The 16,138-nt window shown below is 70.8% G+C and carries 14 protein-coding genes; 10 read left to right on the top strand and 4 right to left on the bottom strand.

Annotated elements, in window-relative coordinates:
• The first annotated feature begins 5 nt into the window (after nucleotides 1-5).
• On the top strand, nucleotides 6-1,220 hold the full coding sequence (locus OG819_RS29335; protein ID WP_266652875.1) for a cytochrome P450: 1,215 nt from the start codon (nucleotides 6-8) through the stop codon (nucleotides 1,218-1,220).
• 7 nt (nucleotides 1,221-1,227) lie between these two features.
• Nucleotides 1,228-1,749 (top strand): cupin domain-containing protein, encoded by a 522-nt coding sequence (locus OG819_RS29330; RefSeq protein WP_266417050.1) that lies wholly within the window; start codon nucleotides 1,228-1,230, stop codon nucleotides 1,747-1,749.
• 87 nt (nucleotides 1,750-1,836) lie between these two features.
• Here the strand turns inward: OG819_RS29330 and OG819_RS29325 are convergent, their stop codons facing one another.
• Nucleotides 1,837-3,066, bottom strand: coding sequence for an acyl-CoA dehydrogenase family protein (locus OG819_RS29325; protein WP_266651570.1), 1,230 nt, complete (start codon nucleotides 3,064-3,066; stop codon nucleotides 1,837-1,839).
• Nucleotides 3,067-3,235: 169 nt separating this feature from the next.
• Between OG819_RS29325 and OG819_RS29320 the strand changes: the two genes are divergently transcribed.
• Nucleotides 3,236-3,880 carry a TetR family transcriptional regulator gene (locus tag OG819_RS29320; protein ID WP_266651569.1) on the top strand — a complete coding sequence of 215 codons (645 nt, stop codon included), beginning with the start codon at nucleotides 3,236-3,238 and terminating at the stop codon, nucleotides 3,878-3,880.
• Nucleotides 3,881-3,938: 58 nt separating this feature from the next.
• Here OG819_RS29320 and def read toward each other — a convergent pair whose 3' ends face one another.
• Complete coding sequence (gene def, locus OG819_RS29315) at nucleotides 3,939-4,478, bottom strand: peptide deformylase (RefSeq protein WP_266417044.1); 540 nt, start codon at nucleotides 4,476-4,478, stop codon at nucleotides 3,939-3,941.
• Nucleotides 4,479-4,632: 154 nt separating this feature from the next.
• Between def and OG819_RS29310 the strand changes: the two genes are divergently transcribed.
• From OG819_RS29310 to OG819_RS29280, 7 genes are all read left to right on the top strand, one after another.
• Nucleotides 4,633-5,871, top strand: a complete 1,239-nt coding sequence (locus OG819_RS29310; RefSeq protein WP_266651568.1) for a MurT ligase domain-containing protein — start codon at nucleotides 4,633-4,635, stop codon at nucleotides 5,869-5,871.
• 22 nt (nucleotides 5,872-5,893) lie between these two features.
• Nucleotides 5,894-6,622: a type 1 glutamine amidotransferase gene (locus OG819_RS29305; protein ID WP_101407826.1), complete on the top strand. Its 729-nt coding sequence runs from the start codon at nucleotides 5,894-5,896 to the stop codon at nucleotides 6,620-6,622.
• Between the two features lie 259 nt (nucleotides 6,623-6,881).
• Nucleotides 6,882-7,907, top strand: coding sequence for a 6-phosphofructokinase (locus OG819_RS29300; protein WP_266417036.1), 1,026 nt, complete (start codon nucleotides 6,882-6,884; stop codon nucleotides 7,905-7,907).
• Between the two features lie 181 nt (nucleotides 7,908-8,088).
• Nucleotides 8,089-9,042, top strand: coding sequence for a cytochrome c oxidase assembly protein (locus tag OG819_RS29295; RefSeq protein ID WP_266651567.1), 954 nt, complete (start codon nucleotides 8,089-8,091; stop codon nucleotides 9,040-9,042).
• A 212-nt stretch (nucleotides 9,043-9,254) separates the two neighbouring features.
• The gene (locus OG819_RS29290; protein WP_266651566.1) at nucleotides 9,255-10,721 is read left to right on the top strand and encodes a PASTA domain-containing protein; all 1,467 of its coding nucleotides are present in this window, start codon (nucleotides 9,255-9,257) and stop codon (nucleotides 10,719-10,721) included.
• Between the two features lie 39 nt (nucleotides 10,722-10,760).
• Nucleotides 10,761-12,890: a serine/threonine-protein kinase gene (locus tag OG819_RS29285; RefSeq protein ID WP_266651565.1), complete on the top strand. Its 2,130-nt coding sequence runs from the start codon at nucleotides 10,761-10,763 to the stop codon at nucleotides 12,888-12,890.
• A gap of 95 nt (nucleotides 12,891-12,985) precedes the next feature.
• On the top strand, nucleotides 12,986-13,144 hold the full coding sequence (locus OG819_RS29280) for a hypothetical protein (protein WP_266651564.1): 159 nt from the start codon (nucleotides 12,986-12,988) through the stop codon (nucleotides 13,142-13,144).
• A 12-nt stretch (nucleotides 13,145-13,156) separates the two neighbouring features.
• Here OG819_RS29280 and OG819_RS29275 read toward each other — a convergent pair whose 3' ends face one another.
• Together OG819_RS29275 and OG819_RS29270 are read right to left on the bottom strand one after the other, a co-directional pair.
• Nucleotides 13,157-14,362, bottom strand: coding sequence for a sensor histidine kinase (locus OG819_RS29275; protein WP_266622736.1), 1,206 nt, complete (start codon nucleotides 14,360-14,362; stop codon nucleotides 13,157-13,159).
• A 28-nt stretch (nucleotides 14,363-14,390) separates the two neighbouring features.
• Nucleotides 14,391-16,136, bottom strand: a complete 1,746-nt coding sequence (locus tag OG819_RS29270) for a cation acetate symporter (protein ID WP_266651563.1) — start codon at nucleotides 16,134-16,136, stop codon at nucleotides 14,391-14,393.
• Nucleotides 16,137-16,138 lie beyond the last annotated feature (2 nt).

Below are 16,138 nucleotides of genomic sequence, written 5' to 3'. Positions count from 1 at the left end.
GCGGAATGACCGAGAAGACGATCGCCGGGCCACTGCCGCCCATTCGGCACTGGCCCGCCCTCGACCTGAAGGGCGTGGACTTCGACCCGGTCCTGACCGAGCTGATGTGCGAGGGACCGGTCACCAGGGTCCAGCTGCCCAACGGCGAGGGCTGGGCCTGGCTGGTGACCCGCCACGACGATGTACGCATGGTCGCCAACGACCCACGGTTCAGCCGCGAGGCGGTCATCGACCGGTCGGTCACCCGGCTCGCCCCGCACTTCATCCCGATCCGGGACGCGGTGGGGTTCCTGGACCCGCCCGACCACACCCGACTGCGCCGCTCGGTGGCCGCGGCCTTCACGGCACGCGGGGTGGAGCGGGTCCGCGTCAAGGCCCGGCGCACGCTCGACGAGATGGTCGACGAGCTGCTCCGGGTCGGACCGCCCGCCGACCTCACCGAGGCGATCCTCGGCCCCTTCCCCATCGCGGTCATCTGCGAGCTGATGGGCGTCCCGACCGCCGACCGGCGAGCCATGCACGCCTGGACGCAGCTGATCCTGTCCTCCTCCCACGGCGCCGAGGTCAGCGAGGAGGCCAAGGACGAGATGGGCGCGTACTTCAGGAAGCTCATCGGCGCCCGTGGCCGCAGCAGGGACGAGGACGTCACCTCGCTGCTGGGCGCCGCCGTGGGCCGGGACGAGATCACTCTGGAGGAGGCCGTCGGACTCGCCGTCCTCCTCCAGATCGGCGGCGAGGCGGTCACCAACAACAGCGGGCAGATGTTCTACCTGCTCATGACCCGCCCGGCGCTGGCCGACCGGCTGCGCTCCCAACCGGAGATCCGCCCCCAGGCCATCGACGAGCTGCTGCGCTACATCCCGCACCGCAACACGGTCGGCCTGTCGCGGATCGCGACCAAGGACGTGGAGATCGGGGGCGTACTGATCCGGGCCGGCGACCCGGTCTACGTCTCGTACCTGGCCGCCAACCGCGACCCGGACGTGTTCCCCGACCCGGAACACATCAACTTCTCCCGCAATCCCAATCCGCACGTGGCCTTCGGCTTCGGCCCGCACTACTGCCCGGGCGGAATGCTGGCCAGGCTGGAGTCGGAACTCCTGGTCGACGCGCTCCTGGACCGGATGCCGGGGCTGCGGCTCGCCGTGCCCGCGAGTCAGGTCCCCTTCAAGAAGGGCGCGTTGATCCGCGGGCCCGAGGCCCTGCCGGTGCGGTGGTGACCGGCCGATGACCGCCGCCGAAGGGCTCCTCGTGCCGCCGGGTCACGGCCGGATCGTGGAGACCCCCGCCCAGCATGTGACGTTCAAGGTGACCGGCTCGCACTCGCGCACCGCGTCCACCTTCGAGGTGCTGGTACCGCCCGGCTTCGACGTGGGCGCCCATGTGCACACGCGCAGCGAGGAGCTGTTCTACGTGCTCGAAGGCGAGCTGGACGTGCTCGCCTTCGAGCCCCGGATCCGGACCCCCGACAACTGGCAGAAGTGGGAGTCGAGTTCGGGCAACCGGGTGGTACGGGCAACCCCGGGCACGGTCATCGTCGTGCCCCCGGGCTGTCCCCACGCCTTCTCCAACCCCACCGAGACCCAGGCGAAGATGTTCTTCCAGGCCTCCCCGCCCCCGGACCACGAGCGCTACTTCGAGGAGCTGCTCGAGATCCTGGGTTCGGGCGGCCCACCCGACCACGCGGCCATCGAGGAACTGAGGGCGAGGTACGACATCGAGCAGCTCACACCTCTGAAACTCCGGTGAGGGCGGCGCACTGCCTCTTGAGGCGCGGGGTGCGGCTCCGCCGTGGGCGCGACCAGCCACGGCGGAGCCGCATCCCGCGCCTCACCGCTACCGGATCGACATCCCGGACAACGTCCGCGCGATCACCAGCCGCTGAATCTCGCTCGTACCCTCGAAAATGGTGTAGATCGCCGCATCCCGATGCATACGCTCCACCGGGTACTCCCGGGTGTACCCATTGCCGCCCAGAATCTGAATGGCCTGCCCGGTGACCTTCTTCGCCGTCTCACTGGCGAACAGCTTGGACATCGACCCCTCGGCCGCGGTGAACGGCTTCCCGTTGATCGCCATCCACGAAGCCCGCCACACCAGCAGACGCGCCGCATCGATCGACGTACGCATGTCGGCGAGCTGGAAGGCGACACCCTGATTGTCGATGATCGGCCGCCCGAACTGCTCACGCGTCATCGCATAGTCGAGGGCGACCTCGTACGCCGCGCGGGCCGTGCCCACCGCCATGGCCCCGACGGCCGGACGCGACGCCTCGAACGTGGCCATCGCGGCGTTCTTCACCCGCTCACCGCCACCCGCCTTCGCGCGCTCCCGGGCGCGGGCCAGGCGCTCGTCCAGCTTCGCCTTGCCGCCGAGCAGGCAGGAACCGGGGATGCGAACGTTGTCCAGGACCACCTCGGCGGTGTGCGAGGCGCGGATGCCGTGCTTCTTGAACTTCTGCCCCTGGGACAGGCCCGGCGTGTTCGGCGGCACGATGAAGGAGGCGTGCCCCTTGGAGCCGAGGTCCGGGTCGACGACCGCGACGACGACGTGGACGTTGGCAATGCCACCGTTGGTCGCCCAGGTCTTGGTGCCGTTGAGCACCCACTCGTCCTTGGCCTCGTCGTAGACGGCACGCGTGCGCATGGAGGCCACGTCGGAGCCGGCGTCGGGCTCGGAGGAGCAGAAGGCGGCGACCTTGACGTCGTTCGCGTCGCCGTACATCTGCGGGATCCAGGTGCCGATCTGCTCCTCGGTGCCGTTGGCGAGGACGCCCACGGCGGCGAGGCCGGTACCGACGATCGACAGGGCGATGCCCGCGTCACCCCAGAACAGCTCCTCCATGGCCATGGGTATGCCGAGGCCGGTGGGGTCGAAGTACTGCTGGGCGTAGAAGTCCAGGGAGTAGATGCCGACCTTCGCGGCCTCCTGGATGACCGGCCATGGAGTCTCCTCACGCTCGTCCCACTCGGCGGCCGCGGGGCGGATCACATCGGCGGCGAACCCGTGGAGCCAGTCGCGGACCTCTTTCTGTTCGTCGTTGAGCTCCATGGTGAACTCGACCATGTCCCCTCCAGCGCTGCACTAAAGTGTTACTTGCGGTAACTGGAGTCTGTTACTGACCAGTAGTAAAAGTCAACTCCCGCGTTCAGCTCGGCAGCCCGTTCGATACGCATGGGCCGATCAGTGTTAGTTTGCGCAAGCGTCACCGAATCACCACGGGTGGGGAGAGATCATGGACACCACGCAGCGGACCGATCAGCAGAGGTCCGCCGACCGCCGCCGGCGTGAGCTGCTGGAGGCCGCCGACAGAGTGGTGCTCCGCGACGGCCCCGGAGCCTCGATGAACGCCATCGCCGCCGAGGCGGGCATCACCAAGCCGATCCTGTACCGCCACTTCGGCGACAAGGGCGGACTCTACGCGGCACTGGCCAAGCGGCACACCGACGCCCTGCTCGGAGCGCTGCGGGCCGCGCTGGACGCGCCCGCCGAGCGCCGGGAGCGGGTGGAGGCCACCCTCGACACGTATCTCGCGGCCATAGAGGCGCACCCTCAGGTCTACCGCTTCCTGATGCACCCCACGGAGGGCGCCTCGTCCGCCGACCAGGGCTTCGACCTGGGCAAGCACTCCGCGCCGCTGCTGCGCCGCATGGGCGAGGAGCTGGCCGAGGTCATCGAGGAACGGGTGGATCTCGGACCGGACAGTCAGCAGCTGGCGCGGGCGTGGGGGCACGGGATCGTCGGCATGATGCATGCCGCCGGGGACTGGTGGCTGGGTGAACAGCCGTGCTCCCGCGCCGTGTTGGTACGGAGTCTGGCCGACCTGCTGTGGGGTCGGCTGGCCGCGGCCGGCGATCGTGTCGGGGGTCCTGGGTTCTGAGGTCGGGTGTCGGCCGCGGGTTGTTCTCGGCGAACAACCCACAGCCGCCCGACAGAGCTCAGCGCCCCCAGGACGCCCGCGCCGCCTGCCTCATCACCCGGCGCCGGCGCCAACCGCTCAGCCGGTCCACGTAGAGACCACCCTCCAGGTGGTCGTACTCGTGCTGCAGGCACCGCGCGAACCACCCCGTGCCGTGCACCAGCACCGGCTCCCCGTCCACGGTGAAACCCTCGACGACGGCGTGGTCGTACCGTTCCGTGCCCGCTTCCAGGCCGGGCAAGGAGAGACAGCCCTCCGGCCCGCGCAGGACCACTCCGTCCGCCTCGACGAGACGGGGGTTCACCACGTGTCCCACATGGCGGACGTCCTCGTCGTCCGGGCAGTCGTACACGAAGACCCGCGACGCGACGCCGACCTGGTTCGCGGCGAGGCCGACGCCCTGGGCGGCGTACATCGTCGCGAACATGTCCTCGACGAGTCGGGCGAGTTCGGGGCCGAAGTCCGTGACGTCCTCACACCGTGTGTGCAGAACGGGGTCGCCGAGCAGAGTCACCGGCCGGACGCGCCCTCTGGTGCCGGGGATGGAGCCGTGTCGCATGGCGGCAAGGGTACGGTCCTCATGGGCGCGCGAATGTCGCGCGGGCACCGCAGAGGTGCCGCGATTCGGGCACGTGAGTGGATCTCGATAGGCTGAGGCCCACACGGTGCCGGGGGCAGAGGCGCGGCGCGTACGCAAGGAGGATCGAGAAACGATGTCAGGCAACTCGGACCCGCTGACGCCGCGGGCCAAGCTGGCCGTGACGGCGGGCAAGGCGGCGGCGGCCGTCTCGCGGGCCGCTGGACGCGGCAGCGGATCGGTGATCGGCGGCCGGGTGGCACTCAAGCTCGACCCCGATCTGCTGGCCAGGCTCGCCACCCACCTGGACGTGATCCTGGTGTCGGCGACCAACGGCAAGACCACGACCACCCGGCTCATCGCGGAGGCGCTGCGGGCCGCGGGCCCGGTCGTGTCCAACGCGCTGGGCGCCAACATGCCGGCCGGTATCACCTCGGCGCTCGCCGGGGGTTCGGACGCCAAGTACGCGGTCATCGAGGTCGACGAGAAGTACCTCTCGGGTGTCGCCCGCGACACCGACCCGAAGTGCATCGCGCTGCTCAACCTCTCCCGCGACCAGCTCGACCGGGCCGCCGAGACCCGGATGATGGCCGAGCACTGGCGCGAGGGCCTGGCCGGGTCCAAGGCCGTCGTGGTCGCCAACGCCGACGACCCGCTCGTCGTGTGGGCCGCTTCCTCCTCGCCGAACGTCATGTGGGTGGCGGCCGGTCAGATGTGGAAGGAGGACGCCTGGTCCTGCCCGTCCTGCGGCGGTGTGATGCAGCGCCCCGGCGACGACTGGTTCTGCGGCGACTGCGGCTTCCGCCGTCCGACGCCGACCTGGGCGCTGTCCGGGGACCACGTCCTCGACCCGCACGGCTCCGCGTGGCCGATCCACCTCCAGCTGCCCGGCCGGGCCAACAAGGCGAACGCCGCCTCGTCGGCCGCCGTCGCCGCGGTCTTCGGGGTGCCCCCGCAGGTCGCCCTGGAGCGCATGTACCAGGTGCAGGCGGTCGCCGGACGCTACGACGTCGTGCAGTTCATGCAGCGCGACCTGCGTCTGCTGCTCGCCAAGAACCCCGCGGGCTGGCTCGAGACGTTCTCCCTCATCGACCCGCCGCCGACCCCGGTCATCCTGTCCGTGAACGCACGCGGCGCCGACGGTACCGACACGTCCTGGCTGTGGGACGTCGACTACACCCGTCTGACCGGGCACCCGATCTTCGTGCTCGGCGACCGCAAGCTCGACCTCGCCGTGCGTCTCGAGGTCGCCAACCAGTCCTTCCAGGTCTGCGAGAACCTCGACCAGGCGGTGCAGCTCGCCCCGCCCGGTCGCATCGAGGTCATCGCGAACTACACCGCATTCCAGGATTTGAGGCGTCGTGTCGGCAACTGAGCAGCCACGGAGGACCAAGAGAATGAGTGACAACAGCCTGCGCCTGGTGTGGATCTACCCGGACCTGCTGAGCACCTACGGCGACCAGGGCAACGCCCTCGTCGTGGAGCGCCGGGCCCGTCAGCGCGGTCTCGACGTCGCTCGTCTCGACGTACGCAGCGACCAGCCGATCCCGACCTCCGGCGACATCTATCTGATCGGCGGCGGCGAGGACCGGCCGCAGCGGCTCGCCGCGGAGCGCCTGCGCCGCGACGGCGGTCTGCACCGCGCGGTGGGCAACGGCGCGATCGTCTTCTCGGTCTGCGCCGGCTACCAGATCCTCGGCCACGAGTTCATCAACGACCTCGGACAGCGCGAGCCCGGCCTCGGCCTGCTCGACGTGGTCTCGGTGCGCGGCGAGGGCGAGCGGTGCGTCGGCGACGTACTCGGAGACATCGACCCGCGTCTCGGCCTGCCGCAGCTGACCGGCTTCGAGAACCACCAGGGCGTCACCCATCTCGGCCCCACCGCGCGCCCGTTCGCGCAGGTACGGCTCGGCAAGGGCAACGGCACCGGCGACGGCACCGAGGGCGCGTACAACGACACGGTCTTCGGCACGTACATGCACGGGCCCGTGCTCGCCCGCAACCCGCAGATCGCGGACCTGCTGCTGAAGCTGGCCCTCGATGTGAACGCGCTGCCGCCGATCGACGACCGCTGGTACGAGGCGCTTCGCGGCGAGCGCATCGCCGCGGCGCAGCAGCCCGCCTGAACCGTCGGCCAACGGCGGACAAACGGTGCGGGACGTCCACAGGGCGCGCTCGAGGGATACCTCAGGCGCGCCCTAGGCGTTTCCGGCACGGTGTACCCAGGTCGGGCCCGCCTGACAGCGTGTCCGCTCACTTGTGCGGCCGCGTCCACCAGGCGGACGCCCGCTAGGGCACCACCCCGTCCCGCCGGTAGGGTGACCGGGATTCCAGCCGGACAGCGTGGTCCGGTCCCCGGCCCACGTTGAGAAGGTATTTCGGGCTATGCGCATTGGTGTCCTCACGTCCGGCGGCGACTGCCCCGGCCTGAACGCCGTCATCCGGTCCGTCGTGCACCGCGCCGTCGTCGACCACGGCGACGAGGTCATCGGCTTCCGGGACGGCTGGAAGGGGCTTCTGGAGTGCGACTACCTGAAGCTCGACCTCGACGCGGTGAGCGGCATCCTGGCTCGCGGCGGCACCATCCTCGGCTCCTCCCGGGTCCAGCCCGCGCAGCTGCGTGACGGTGTGGAGCGGGCCAAGGGGCATGTCGAGGAGCTCGGCCTCGACGCGATCATCCCGATCGGCGGCGAGGGCACGCTGAAGGCGGCGCGGCTGCTCTCGGACGGCGGTCTGCCGATCGTCGGCGTTCCGAAGACCATCGACAACGACATCGCCGTCACGGACGTGACCTTCGGCTTCGACACGGCCGTCGGTGTCGCGACCGAGGCCCTGGACCGGCTGAAGACCACCGCCGAGTCCCACCAGCGGGTGCTGATCGTGGAGGTCATGGGCCGCCACACGGGCTGGATCGCCCTGCACTCCGGGATGGCGGCGGGCGCGCACGCCATCGTCGTACCGGAACGCCCCTTCGACATCGAGGAGTTGGCCGCACGGGTCGGCGAGCGCTTCGAGGCGGGCAAGCGGTTCGCGATCGTCGTCGCCGCGGAGGGGGCGAAGCCTCGCCCGGGCACCATGGAGTTCGACGAGGGCGGCAAGGACGTCTACGGGCACGAGCGCTTCGCGGGCATCGCCCGGCAGCTCTCCCTGGAGCTGGAGGAGCGCCTCGGCAAGGAGGCCCGGCCGGTGATCCTCGGGCACGTCCAGCGGGGCGGGACACCCACGGCGTACGACCGCGTGCTCGCCACGCGGTTCGGCTGGCACGCGGTGGAGGCCGCGCATCGCGGCGACTTCGGGCAGATGACCGCGCTGAAGGGGACCGACATCGTCATGGTGCCGCTCGCGGAGGCGGTGGAGAGCCTGAAGACGGTTCCCGAGGAGCGGTACGCGGAAGCGGAGTGCGTGCTCTGAGGGTTCGTTTTCGGCTGCGGGTTCGTCGTGGCTTGTCGCGCCCACGCGGCGGAGCCGCATAGTGACACAGCCCCGCGCCCCTGACGGGGCGCTGCACTGACCCCGATCATAGTTGTGACCGGGGTCAGTTCTACTCTGGTTCGGACAGACAGCGCACAACGTACGAATCAGGAGCCGGCGGATGGATCACAGCGGGCACGGCATGACCATGGATCTGCCGCCGTTCACGCTGGGGCGGGGGCTCGAGTGGTCCGCGGACCCGTTCTTCCTCATCGCCTGCCTGGTGGGACTCGGCCTGTACGGCTGGGGGGTCGTACGGCTCGCGCGGCGCGGCGACAAGTGGTCGGTCGGCCGGACCATCGCCTTCGTGCTCGGTGTGCTGACCGTGATGCTCGCGATGTGCACCAAGCTGAACGACTACGGCATGGTCATGTTCAGCGTGCACATGGTGCAGCACATGGTGATCAGCATGCTGTCGCCGATCCTGATCCTGCTCGGGGCGCCGATCACGCTGGCGCTGCGCGCACTGCCGGTGGCCGCCACGCGAGGCAACAAGGGTCCGCGTGAGCTGCTGCTGATGTTCCTGCACAGCCGCTACATGCGGATCATCACGCACCCGGCGTTCACGATCCCGCTGTTCATCGCGAGTCTGTACGCGCTGTACTTCTCCCCCATCTTCGACTTCCTGATGGGCTCCAAGACCGGGCACATCGCGATGATGTGCCACTTCCTCGCCGTCGGCCTGGTCTTCTTCTGGCCGATCATGGGGGTCGACCCCGGACCGCACCGACCGGGCTATCTGATGCGGATGCTGGAGCTGTTCGCGGGCATGCCGTTCCACGCGTTCTTCGGTATCGCGCTGATGATGGCGTCCGAGCCGATGGTCGACACGTACAAGAACCCGCCCGCCTCGCTCGGCATCGACGCGCTCGCCGACCAGAGCGCCGCGGGCGGTATCGCCTGGGCGTTCAGCGAGATCCCCTCTGTCCTCGTGCTGATCGCGCTGCTCTTCCAGTGGTACGCCTCCGAGAAGCGACAGGCCCGCCGCACGGACCGGGCCGCCGACCGCGACGGTGACAAGGAACTCGCGGCGTACAACGCCTATCTGGCCTCACTCAACGCACGCGGCCGCTGAATTAACTTTGCAATTCACCTTGCGTGCAGGGGTTTTCCGTTCAGTAGCATGGGGGGACAACGGGGGAAACCGCAGGGGGAGCGGTCATGTCAATTCGTGCGTCCATGCAAAGGGCGGGGATTTCCGCCGCCCGAAGGCTCGCTCTACTGCTGGTTTCGGTACTGATAGTCAGCGGGTGCAGCAAATCCGATCAGTTGTTCGTAGTGCGGGCCGTGGCGGCGGGGGTTTCCTCGGTCTCGCCCTTCTTCAAGGAGGACGGACAGCTCGGCAAGGACATCCCACTGCGCGAGGCCCGGCCCAGCGGTGGTGTGCAGGCCAGCAACAGCCCCGGTCTGTACGGCGGCGCCCCTGACGGCAGTAACGGCAGCGGTTCGCCGGCACCGGATCCCGGCAACGACCCCGGCACCGGCGTCTGGGGCGGCTCCACGAAACCCGGCACCTGCGCCGTGGCGAAGTTGAAGAAATTCCTCACCGACCCCAAGAACTCGGCGAAGGCCCAGGAATGGGCGCGGGTACTGCATATAGGCACCGATCAGATCCCGAGTTATATCGATCAACTCACACCCGTCGTACTGCGTCACGACACTCTCGTAACGAATCACGACTACACGGACGGCAAGGCGGTTTCGTACGCCGCGCTGCTCCAGGCCGGAATCGCCATTCTGGTCGACCAACAGGGACTGCCCGCGGTGAAGTGCTCCTGCGGCAATCCGTTGCTCCCCTTCGAGGGAAAGACCTCGAAGACCGACGTGCAGTTCAAGAACGGCAACAAGAAGTGGGCCGACTACCGGCAGGACCGCGTCGTGGTGGTCGAGCCGCCGCCCGGGAAGCGGGAGATCCACCAGCTCCAGCTCGTCGACGTGCACCACCCCGACCAGGGGATCGCCCGCCCGGTGGGCAGCGACGGCAGCCAGGACAAGTCGTTCAGCACCCAGCAGAAGCACGCCGTACCGACCGTCACCGGCACGACCTTCGCCGAAGCGACCAAGCGGCTGACCGACGCGGGGCTGGGAATGTCGTACGCCGGTGACACCCTGCCGGCCGACGGCGCCCGGGTGACGGCGTCCCGGCCGACCGAGGGCAGCCAGGTCGACTGGGGCACGTCGGTGGTCCTCTCGGTGGTACAGCCCGAGGGCCCGTCCGAAAGCGGCAGCGACCGGACCACGCCGTCGCCCTCGGGCACGACGACGGATGGCACGACATCGGGTGGCACGACCACGGATGGCACGACGACGGATGGCACGACCACGGGCGGTCCCACGACCGGCACGACGCCCTCCACCCCGTCCGGGGGATCGTCCGGCCCCTCCTCGAGCGAGTCGTCGGGCGGCCCCTCGTCTTCCGGCAGCGACACCGGTTCACCCACGACGCCCGGTGCGGTCGGCGGGACGGGCGGCAAGACGGGCTCGTCGCCCCCGCCGGACATCTCGCCGTCGAACACTCCGACCAGCATCGCCCCGACCACCGCCTCGGCGTCCGCCCCGACCGAACCGCCGCCCAAACCGACGCCGACCCAATCGCCGCCCAAACCGACGCGAACCGCGCCCACCACGGAACCGACCTCGGCCAGGCCCACCATCAGCAGCGCGCCACCGGCGAGCAAACCCGTGTCGAGTGAACCCGCCCCGGTCGACCCCGGCACGAGCGACTCCGCCGGGCCCGGCGAAAGCGCCGCCTGACCCCTGTACGACAGCACGCGGAACCCGGGGAGCAACCCGATGACAGCAGGTGCAGCACAGCCGGACGGAGCGGGTCGGCTCATCGGTGGGCGGTATCTGCTCCTGGAGCAGGTCGGCTCCGGCGGGATGGGCCACGTCTGGCTCGCCCACGACCAGCGGCTCGACTGCCATGTCGCGCTCAAGGAGATCAGGTTCCGCGGCACCCCGGAGGGCGGCGAGGAACTCGAGTCGCGGATCGCGCGCGCCCGCGCGGAGGCGCGGCACGCCGCGGTGCTGCGCGACCACCCGCACGTGGTCACCGTGCACGACGTCCTGGAGCACGACGGCCTGCCGTGGATCGTGATGGAGTACGTGGCGGGCGCGGAGGACCTGCGGGCCTGGCTCGCCCGGCGCGGTCCACTGGCCCCCGACGAGTGCGCCCGTGTCGGCCTCGCGGTGCTGGACGCGCTGACCGCCGGGCACGAGCGCGGCATCATGCACCGGGACGTCAAACCGGCCAACATCCTGCTCGCCCCGGACCGCACGGGCACCCCCGGCGCCCGCATCCTCCTCACCGACTACGGCGTCTCGGTCCAGCCGGACTCCCCCGAGACTCGCTGGACCCGGACCTCCGTCGTGGTCGGCACGGCCGCCTATCTGGCACCGGAGCGGGCCCAGGGCGGGCAGCCGACCGCTGCGGCCGACCTGTTCTCGCTGGGCTGCACCCTGTATTTCGGCGTGGAGGGCCACGGCCCCTTCGACCGCGACAGCCACCTCGGGGCGCTCGCCGCGGTGGTCTCGGAGGAGGCGCCACCGTCCCCGCGGGCCGGCGCGCTGGGGCCGGTCATCGACGCGCTGCTGGTCAAGGACCCCGGCCTGCGGATCTCCGCGGAGCGGACGGCGGCGGCCCTGGCCCGGATCATCCTGCCCGAACCCCATCCGCCGACCCAGGTCGACACCGGCTCGCAGCCGCCGTGGGCGGGGTTCGTCACCTCCGACGGTCCCGGGGGTCCCACGCCCCCCGGCCGGGCTTCGGGCGGCTCGTCCCGGGACCACGACTACGCCCCGCCCGCACACGACCAGAGCCCGTCCCCGGCCCGGGGCCAGGGTTTCGCCGCGCCGGGTCCGTACGTCCCCACGGCCCAGGCCGCCGCTCCCGCGCAGGCGCACCACGCGGCGTACACACCCATGGCGCAAGCGGCCGGGGCGCGTACCGTCGGTGCCCCGGCCGCGTACGCACCCCGCCCGGGGCAAGGATTCGGCCCACCGGCCCCGCACACCCCGCAGCCCGGCGCCGGTTTCGGTCCGCCCCGGTACACGGGGCCCGCCGTACCCGTCCCCGGCCCCGGCGGGGGACGCCGCAAGCGGACGCTGCTCCTACAGGTGACCGTGGCACTGCTCCTCGCGCTGTCGCTGACGGCGGGGGTGATCTGGGGCATGGCCCAGTACGGCAGGACGCACACGCCCGTAGCGCCGTACGGCACCCGGGTCGGGCTCTCCGCACCGCTCAAGAAGGGCGACTGCGTGCTGAGCGACCCGTCGCCCGCACCGGCCTCGGGCACCCCGCGTCTGCAACTGGATCCGAGCTGCGGAGCGCTGCGCCCCGACGGGCAGGTGATGGCGCTGTACAAGGCCCGCTCCTTCGAGGAGGCCGACAGCGACGGCGCGGACGAGTGCGCGCAGCGGACGAAGGCGACCGCCGACAAACTCGCCTGGCACGTCCAGAGCCTGGCCGTGGTGCCCACCCGCGAGGGCTTCGACGCCACCGGCGGGAACGTCGCTTGCCTGCTGGTCGGGAAGCACGGTCCGGTGTACGGCAGGCTCGGCAACCTCCGCCCGTACGGGATGGCGTTCGAGGACGCGACCCAGATGCAGCAGGGCGACTGCCTCGGCCATGCCCGCGGGGATGCCAGCGAATACACCCACTACGAGCTCGTCTCCTGCGACAAGGACCATGTGGGCCTGGTCTTCCGGATCACGCATCTCACCAGCCTCACGCCCGGCAAGAAGCCCGAGGTGGAGGCGGACGCACAGTGCGCGGCCGACGCCCCGCCGCAGCAACTCCACTACCCCGCCGACACCTATGTGAGTCATGGTCTGCGCAGCACAGGACTGTGGAGGAAGGGGTACTACCTGGTGGTCTGCAGCATCGAGCGGCTGGACAAGGCCCTCATGCACGGAGGCGAGTAGCCCACCCGGCCCTGGCGAACCGCGTCCGTTCGGGTGAAAATGGGCGCAGGCCACGGCCCGCGTCGTGGACCCCGCCGGGAGAAGGGTGTGCCGCGATGCCCGGTTCGACGAAGGCGATGGGGGTGCTCACCGTCGGCGGACTCGTCATGGTGACGGCCTACACGGTGGCGCTCGGCAGCAACGGCTGGCTGTGGTTCGGCTGGGTGGTGCTCGTTCTGCTCACGATCGCGATGGTGGCCTCGCGCAACGCCTGACGTGCGCGCGGGTCACTCCCTGGGCAGCCGCCGCGCCGAGTGCACCCCCGGCTGGTACTTCGGGAGCCGGGCGGTGATCTTCATGCCCGCTCCGACGGCGGTCTCGATGACGAGGCCGTACTCGTCCCCGTACACCTGGCGCAGCCGGTCGTCGACGTTGGACAGTCCGATGCCGCCGGAAGGGCTCACCTCCCCGGCGAGGATGCGGCGCAGTCGGTCGGGGTCCATTCCGGTGCCGTTGTCCTCGATGACGACCAGCGCCTCGGCGCCCGCGTCCTGTGCGGTGATGCTGATGTGACTCTTGTCGGTCTTGCCCTCCAGCCCGTGCTTGACGGCGTTCTCCACGAGCGGTTGGAGGCAGAGGAAGGGCAGCGCGACCGGCAGTACCTCGGGGGCGATCTGCAGGGTGACCGAGAGGCGGTCGCCGAAGCGGGCCCGTACCAGTGCCAAGTAGTGGTCGATGGCGTGCAGTTCGTCGGCGAGGGTGGTGAAGTCGCCGTGCCTGCGGAACGAGTAGCGGGTGAAGTCAGCGAATTCCAGGAGCAGTTCGCGAGCGCGCTCGGGGTCGGTGCGGACGAACGAGGCGATCACCGCGAGCGAGTTGAAGATGAAGTGCGGGGAGATCTGGGCGCGCAGGGCCTTGATCTCGGCCTCGATCAGCCGGGTGCGGGACTGGTCGAGGTCGGCGAGTTCCAGTTGCACGGAGACCCAGCGGGCGACCTCGCCCGCGGCCCGGACCAGGACGGCGGACTCGCGGGGCGCGCAGGCGACGAGCGCTCCGTGGACACGGTCGTCGACGGTGAGCGGTGCGACGACGGCCCAGCGCAGGGAGCAGTCGGGCTCGTCGCACTTCAGCCGGAAGGCCTCGCCGCGGCCGGTCTCCAGGGGGCCGCCGAGCCGTTCCATGATCTCGGTGCGGTGGTGCTCCCCCGCGCCGTCCCAGGCGAGGACGGTGTCCTGGTCGGTGAGGCACAGGGCGTCCGTGCCGAGCAGGGTGCGCAGTCGGCGGGCGGACTTGCGGGCGGTCTCCCCGGTGAGGCCCGCGCGCAGCGGGGGCGCGGCCAGCGAGGCGGTGTGCAGGGTCTCGAAGGTGGCGTGTTCGACGGGGGTGCCGAGCCCGCCGAGGTTCTCGGGCCGCGCGGTACGCCTGCCGAGCCAGAACCCGGCGGCGAGCAGCGGGAGTACGGCGACGCACAGGCCCGCCAGGAAGCCGCTCACGCCGTCACCGCCCCGCTCGACGATCCGCTCACGCCCTGGCCTCTCCGCGTACGTCGACGTCTGCGCGCATGTCTCCTCCGGCCAGCTCTTCGGGCAGGTGGAACCGGGCCAGGATCGCCGCCGTCCCGGCCGGCACCCGTCCGGCCGTGGCCAGCGACACCAGGACCATGGTGAGGAACCCGAGCGGCACCGACCAGAGCGCGGGCCAGGCGAGGAGTGCGTGCAGCGCGCCCGAGCCCGGGTAGCCCGCCATGGTCGCGGCGACGGCGACGAAGGCCGCGCCGCCGCCGACGAGCATTCCGGCGGCCGCGCCGGGCGGGGTCAGCCGCCGCCACCAGATGCCGAGGACGAGCAGCGGACAGAAGGAGGACGCGGACACGGCGAAGGCGAGTCCGACGGCGTCGGCGACGGGCAGCCCGCCGACGATCACGCTCGCCGCGAGCGGCACCGCCATGGCGAGTACGGTGCCCAGCCGGAAGTGGCGTACCCCGCGCGAAGGCAGCACGTCCTGGGTGAGCACCCCGGCCACCGCCATCGTCAGTCCGGACGCGGTCGACAGGAACGCGGCGAAGGCACCGCCCGCCACCAGCGCGCCCAGGAGGTCCGCGCCGAGCCCGCCGATCACCCGGTCCGGCAGCAGCAGGACGGCGGCGTCGGCGTTCCCGGTGAGGCTCAGTTCGGGGGCGTACAGGCGGCCGAGCGCCCCGTAGACGGGCGGCAGGAGGTAGAACGCGCCGATGAGGCCGAGGACCGCGACCGTGGTGCGGCGGGCCGCGACGCCGTGCGGGCTGGTGTAGAAGCGGACCACCACGTGCGGCAGTCCCATCGTGCCGAGGAAGGTGGCGAGGATCAGTCCGTACGTGGCGTACAGCGGGCGTTCCTCGCGGCCCGCCGCCAGCGAGGTCGACATGCCGCCGTTGCTGCCCCGGTCGGCGGCCGGGACGGGGTCGCCTTGGGCGAAGGTCAGCCGGGTGCCGCGCTCGATGTGGTGGACGCCCGCGGGGAGTCGCAGCCGCTCACCGTCGTAGCGGTGGCCGTCGACCGTGCCGGTGGCCGTGACGCCCAGTGGGTCCGCGAGTTTCAGGTCGAGGCTGTCGTCGACGCGGACGACGCGCTGTTCGCGGAAGGTCGCGGGTTCGGCGAAGGCCTGGCGCGGGGCGCCGTCGGCCTGCCAGGCGAGGACCAGGAAGAGTGCGGGGACCAGCAGGGCGGTGAGCTTGAGCCAGTACTGGAAGGCCTGCACGAAGGTGATGCTGCGCATGCCTCCGGCGGCGACGGTGGCGACCACGACGACGGCGACGAGCACCCCGCCGAACCAGTCGGGCGCGTCGGTCAGGACCGCCAACGTCAGCCCGGCGCCCTGCAGTTGGGGCAGCAGATACAGCCAGCCGACCCCGACCACGAAGGCACCGGCGAGGCGCCTTACGGCCGGTGAACCGAGGCGTGCCTCCGTGAAGTCGGGCAGGGTGTACGCCCCGGAGCGGCGCAGCGGGGCCGCGACGAACAGGAGCAGTACGAGATAGCCGGCCGTGTAGCCGACGGGGTACCAGAGCATGTCGGGGCCCTGGACGAGGACGAGGCCCGCGATGCCGAGGAAGGATGCGGCGGAGAGGTACTCGCCGCTGATCGCGGCCGCGTTGAGCCGGGGGCCCACGGTGCGTGAGGCGACGTAGAAGTCGGAGGTGCTCCGGGAGATGCGCAGGCCGAACGCGCCCACCAGGACGGTCGCCACGACGACGAGGGCGACGGCGGGGACGGCGTAGTTCTGATTCACGG

This window comes from Streptomyces sp. NBC_01549, assembly GCF_026339955.1.
Lineage (GTDB): Bacteria > Actinomycetota > Actinomycetes > Streptomycetales > Streptomycetaceae > Streptomyces.
This window is presented reverse-complemented; position numbering and strand designations above follow the sequence as displayed.

Excerpts from the sequence above, each read along its gene's own strand:
- OG819_RS29335 (WP_266652875.1), top strand. The coding sequence starts at position 6 with ATGACCGAGAAGACGATCGCCGGGCCACTGCCGCCCATTCGGCACTGG.
- OG819_RS29330 (WP_266417050.1), top strand. The coding sequence starts at position 1,228 with ATGACCGCCGCCGAAGGGCTCCTCGTGCCGCCGGGTCACGGCCGGATC.
- OG819_RS29325 (WP_266651570.1), bottom strand. The coding sequence starts at position 3,066 with ATGGTCGAGTTCACCATGGAGCTCAACGACGAACAGAAAGAGGTCCGC.
- OG819_RS29320 (WP_266651569.1), top strand. The coding sequence starts at position 3,236 with ATGGACACCACGCAGCGGACCGATCAGCAGAGGTCCGCCGACCGCCGC.
- def (WP_266417044.1), bottom strand. The coding sequence starts at position 4,478 with ATGCGACACGGCTCCATCCCCGGCACCAGAGGGCGCGTCCGGCCGGTG.
- OG819_RS29310 (WP_266651568.1), top strand. The coding sequence starts at position 4,633 with ATGTCAGGCAACTCGGACCCGCTGACGCCGCGGGCCAAGCTGGCCGTG.
- OG819_RS29305 (WP_101407826.1), top strand. The coding sequence starts at position 5,894 with ATGAGTGACAACAGCCTGCGCCTGGTGTGGATCTACCCGGACCTGCTG.
- OG819_RS29300 (WP_266417036.1), top strand. The coding sequence starts at position 6,882 with ATGCGCATTGGTGTCCTCACGTCCGGCGGCGACTGCCCCGGCCTGAAC.
- OG819_RS29295 (WP_266651567.1), top strand. The coding sequence starts at position 8,089 with ATGGATCACAGCGGGCACGGCATGACCATGGATCTGCCGCCGTTCACG.
- OG819_RS29285 (WP_266651565.1), top strand. The coding sequence starts at position 10,761 with ATGACAGCAGGTGCAGCACAGCCGGACGGAGCGGGTCGGCTCATCGGT.
- OG819_RS29280 (WP_266651564.1), top strand. The coding sequence starts at position 12,986 with ATGCCCGGTTCGACGAAGGCGATGGGGGTGCTCACCGTCGGCGGACTC.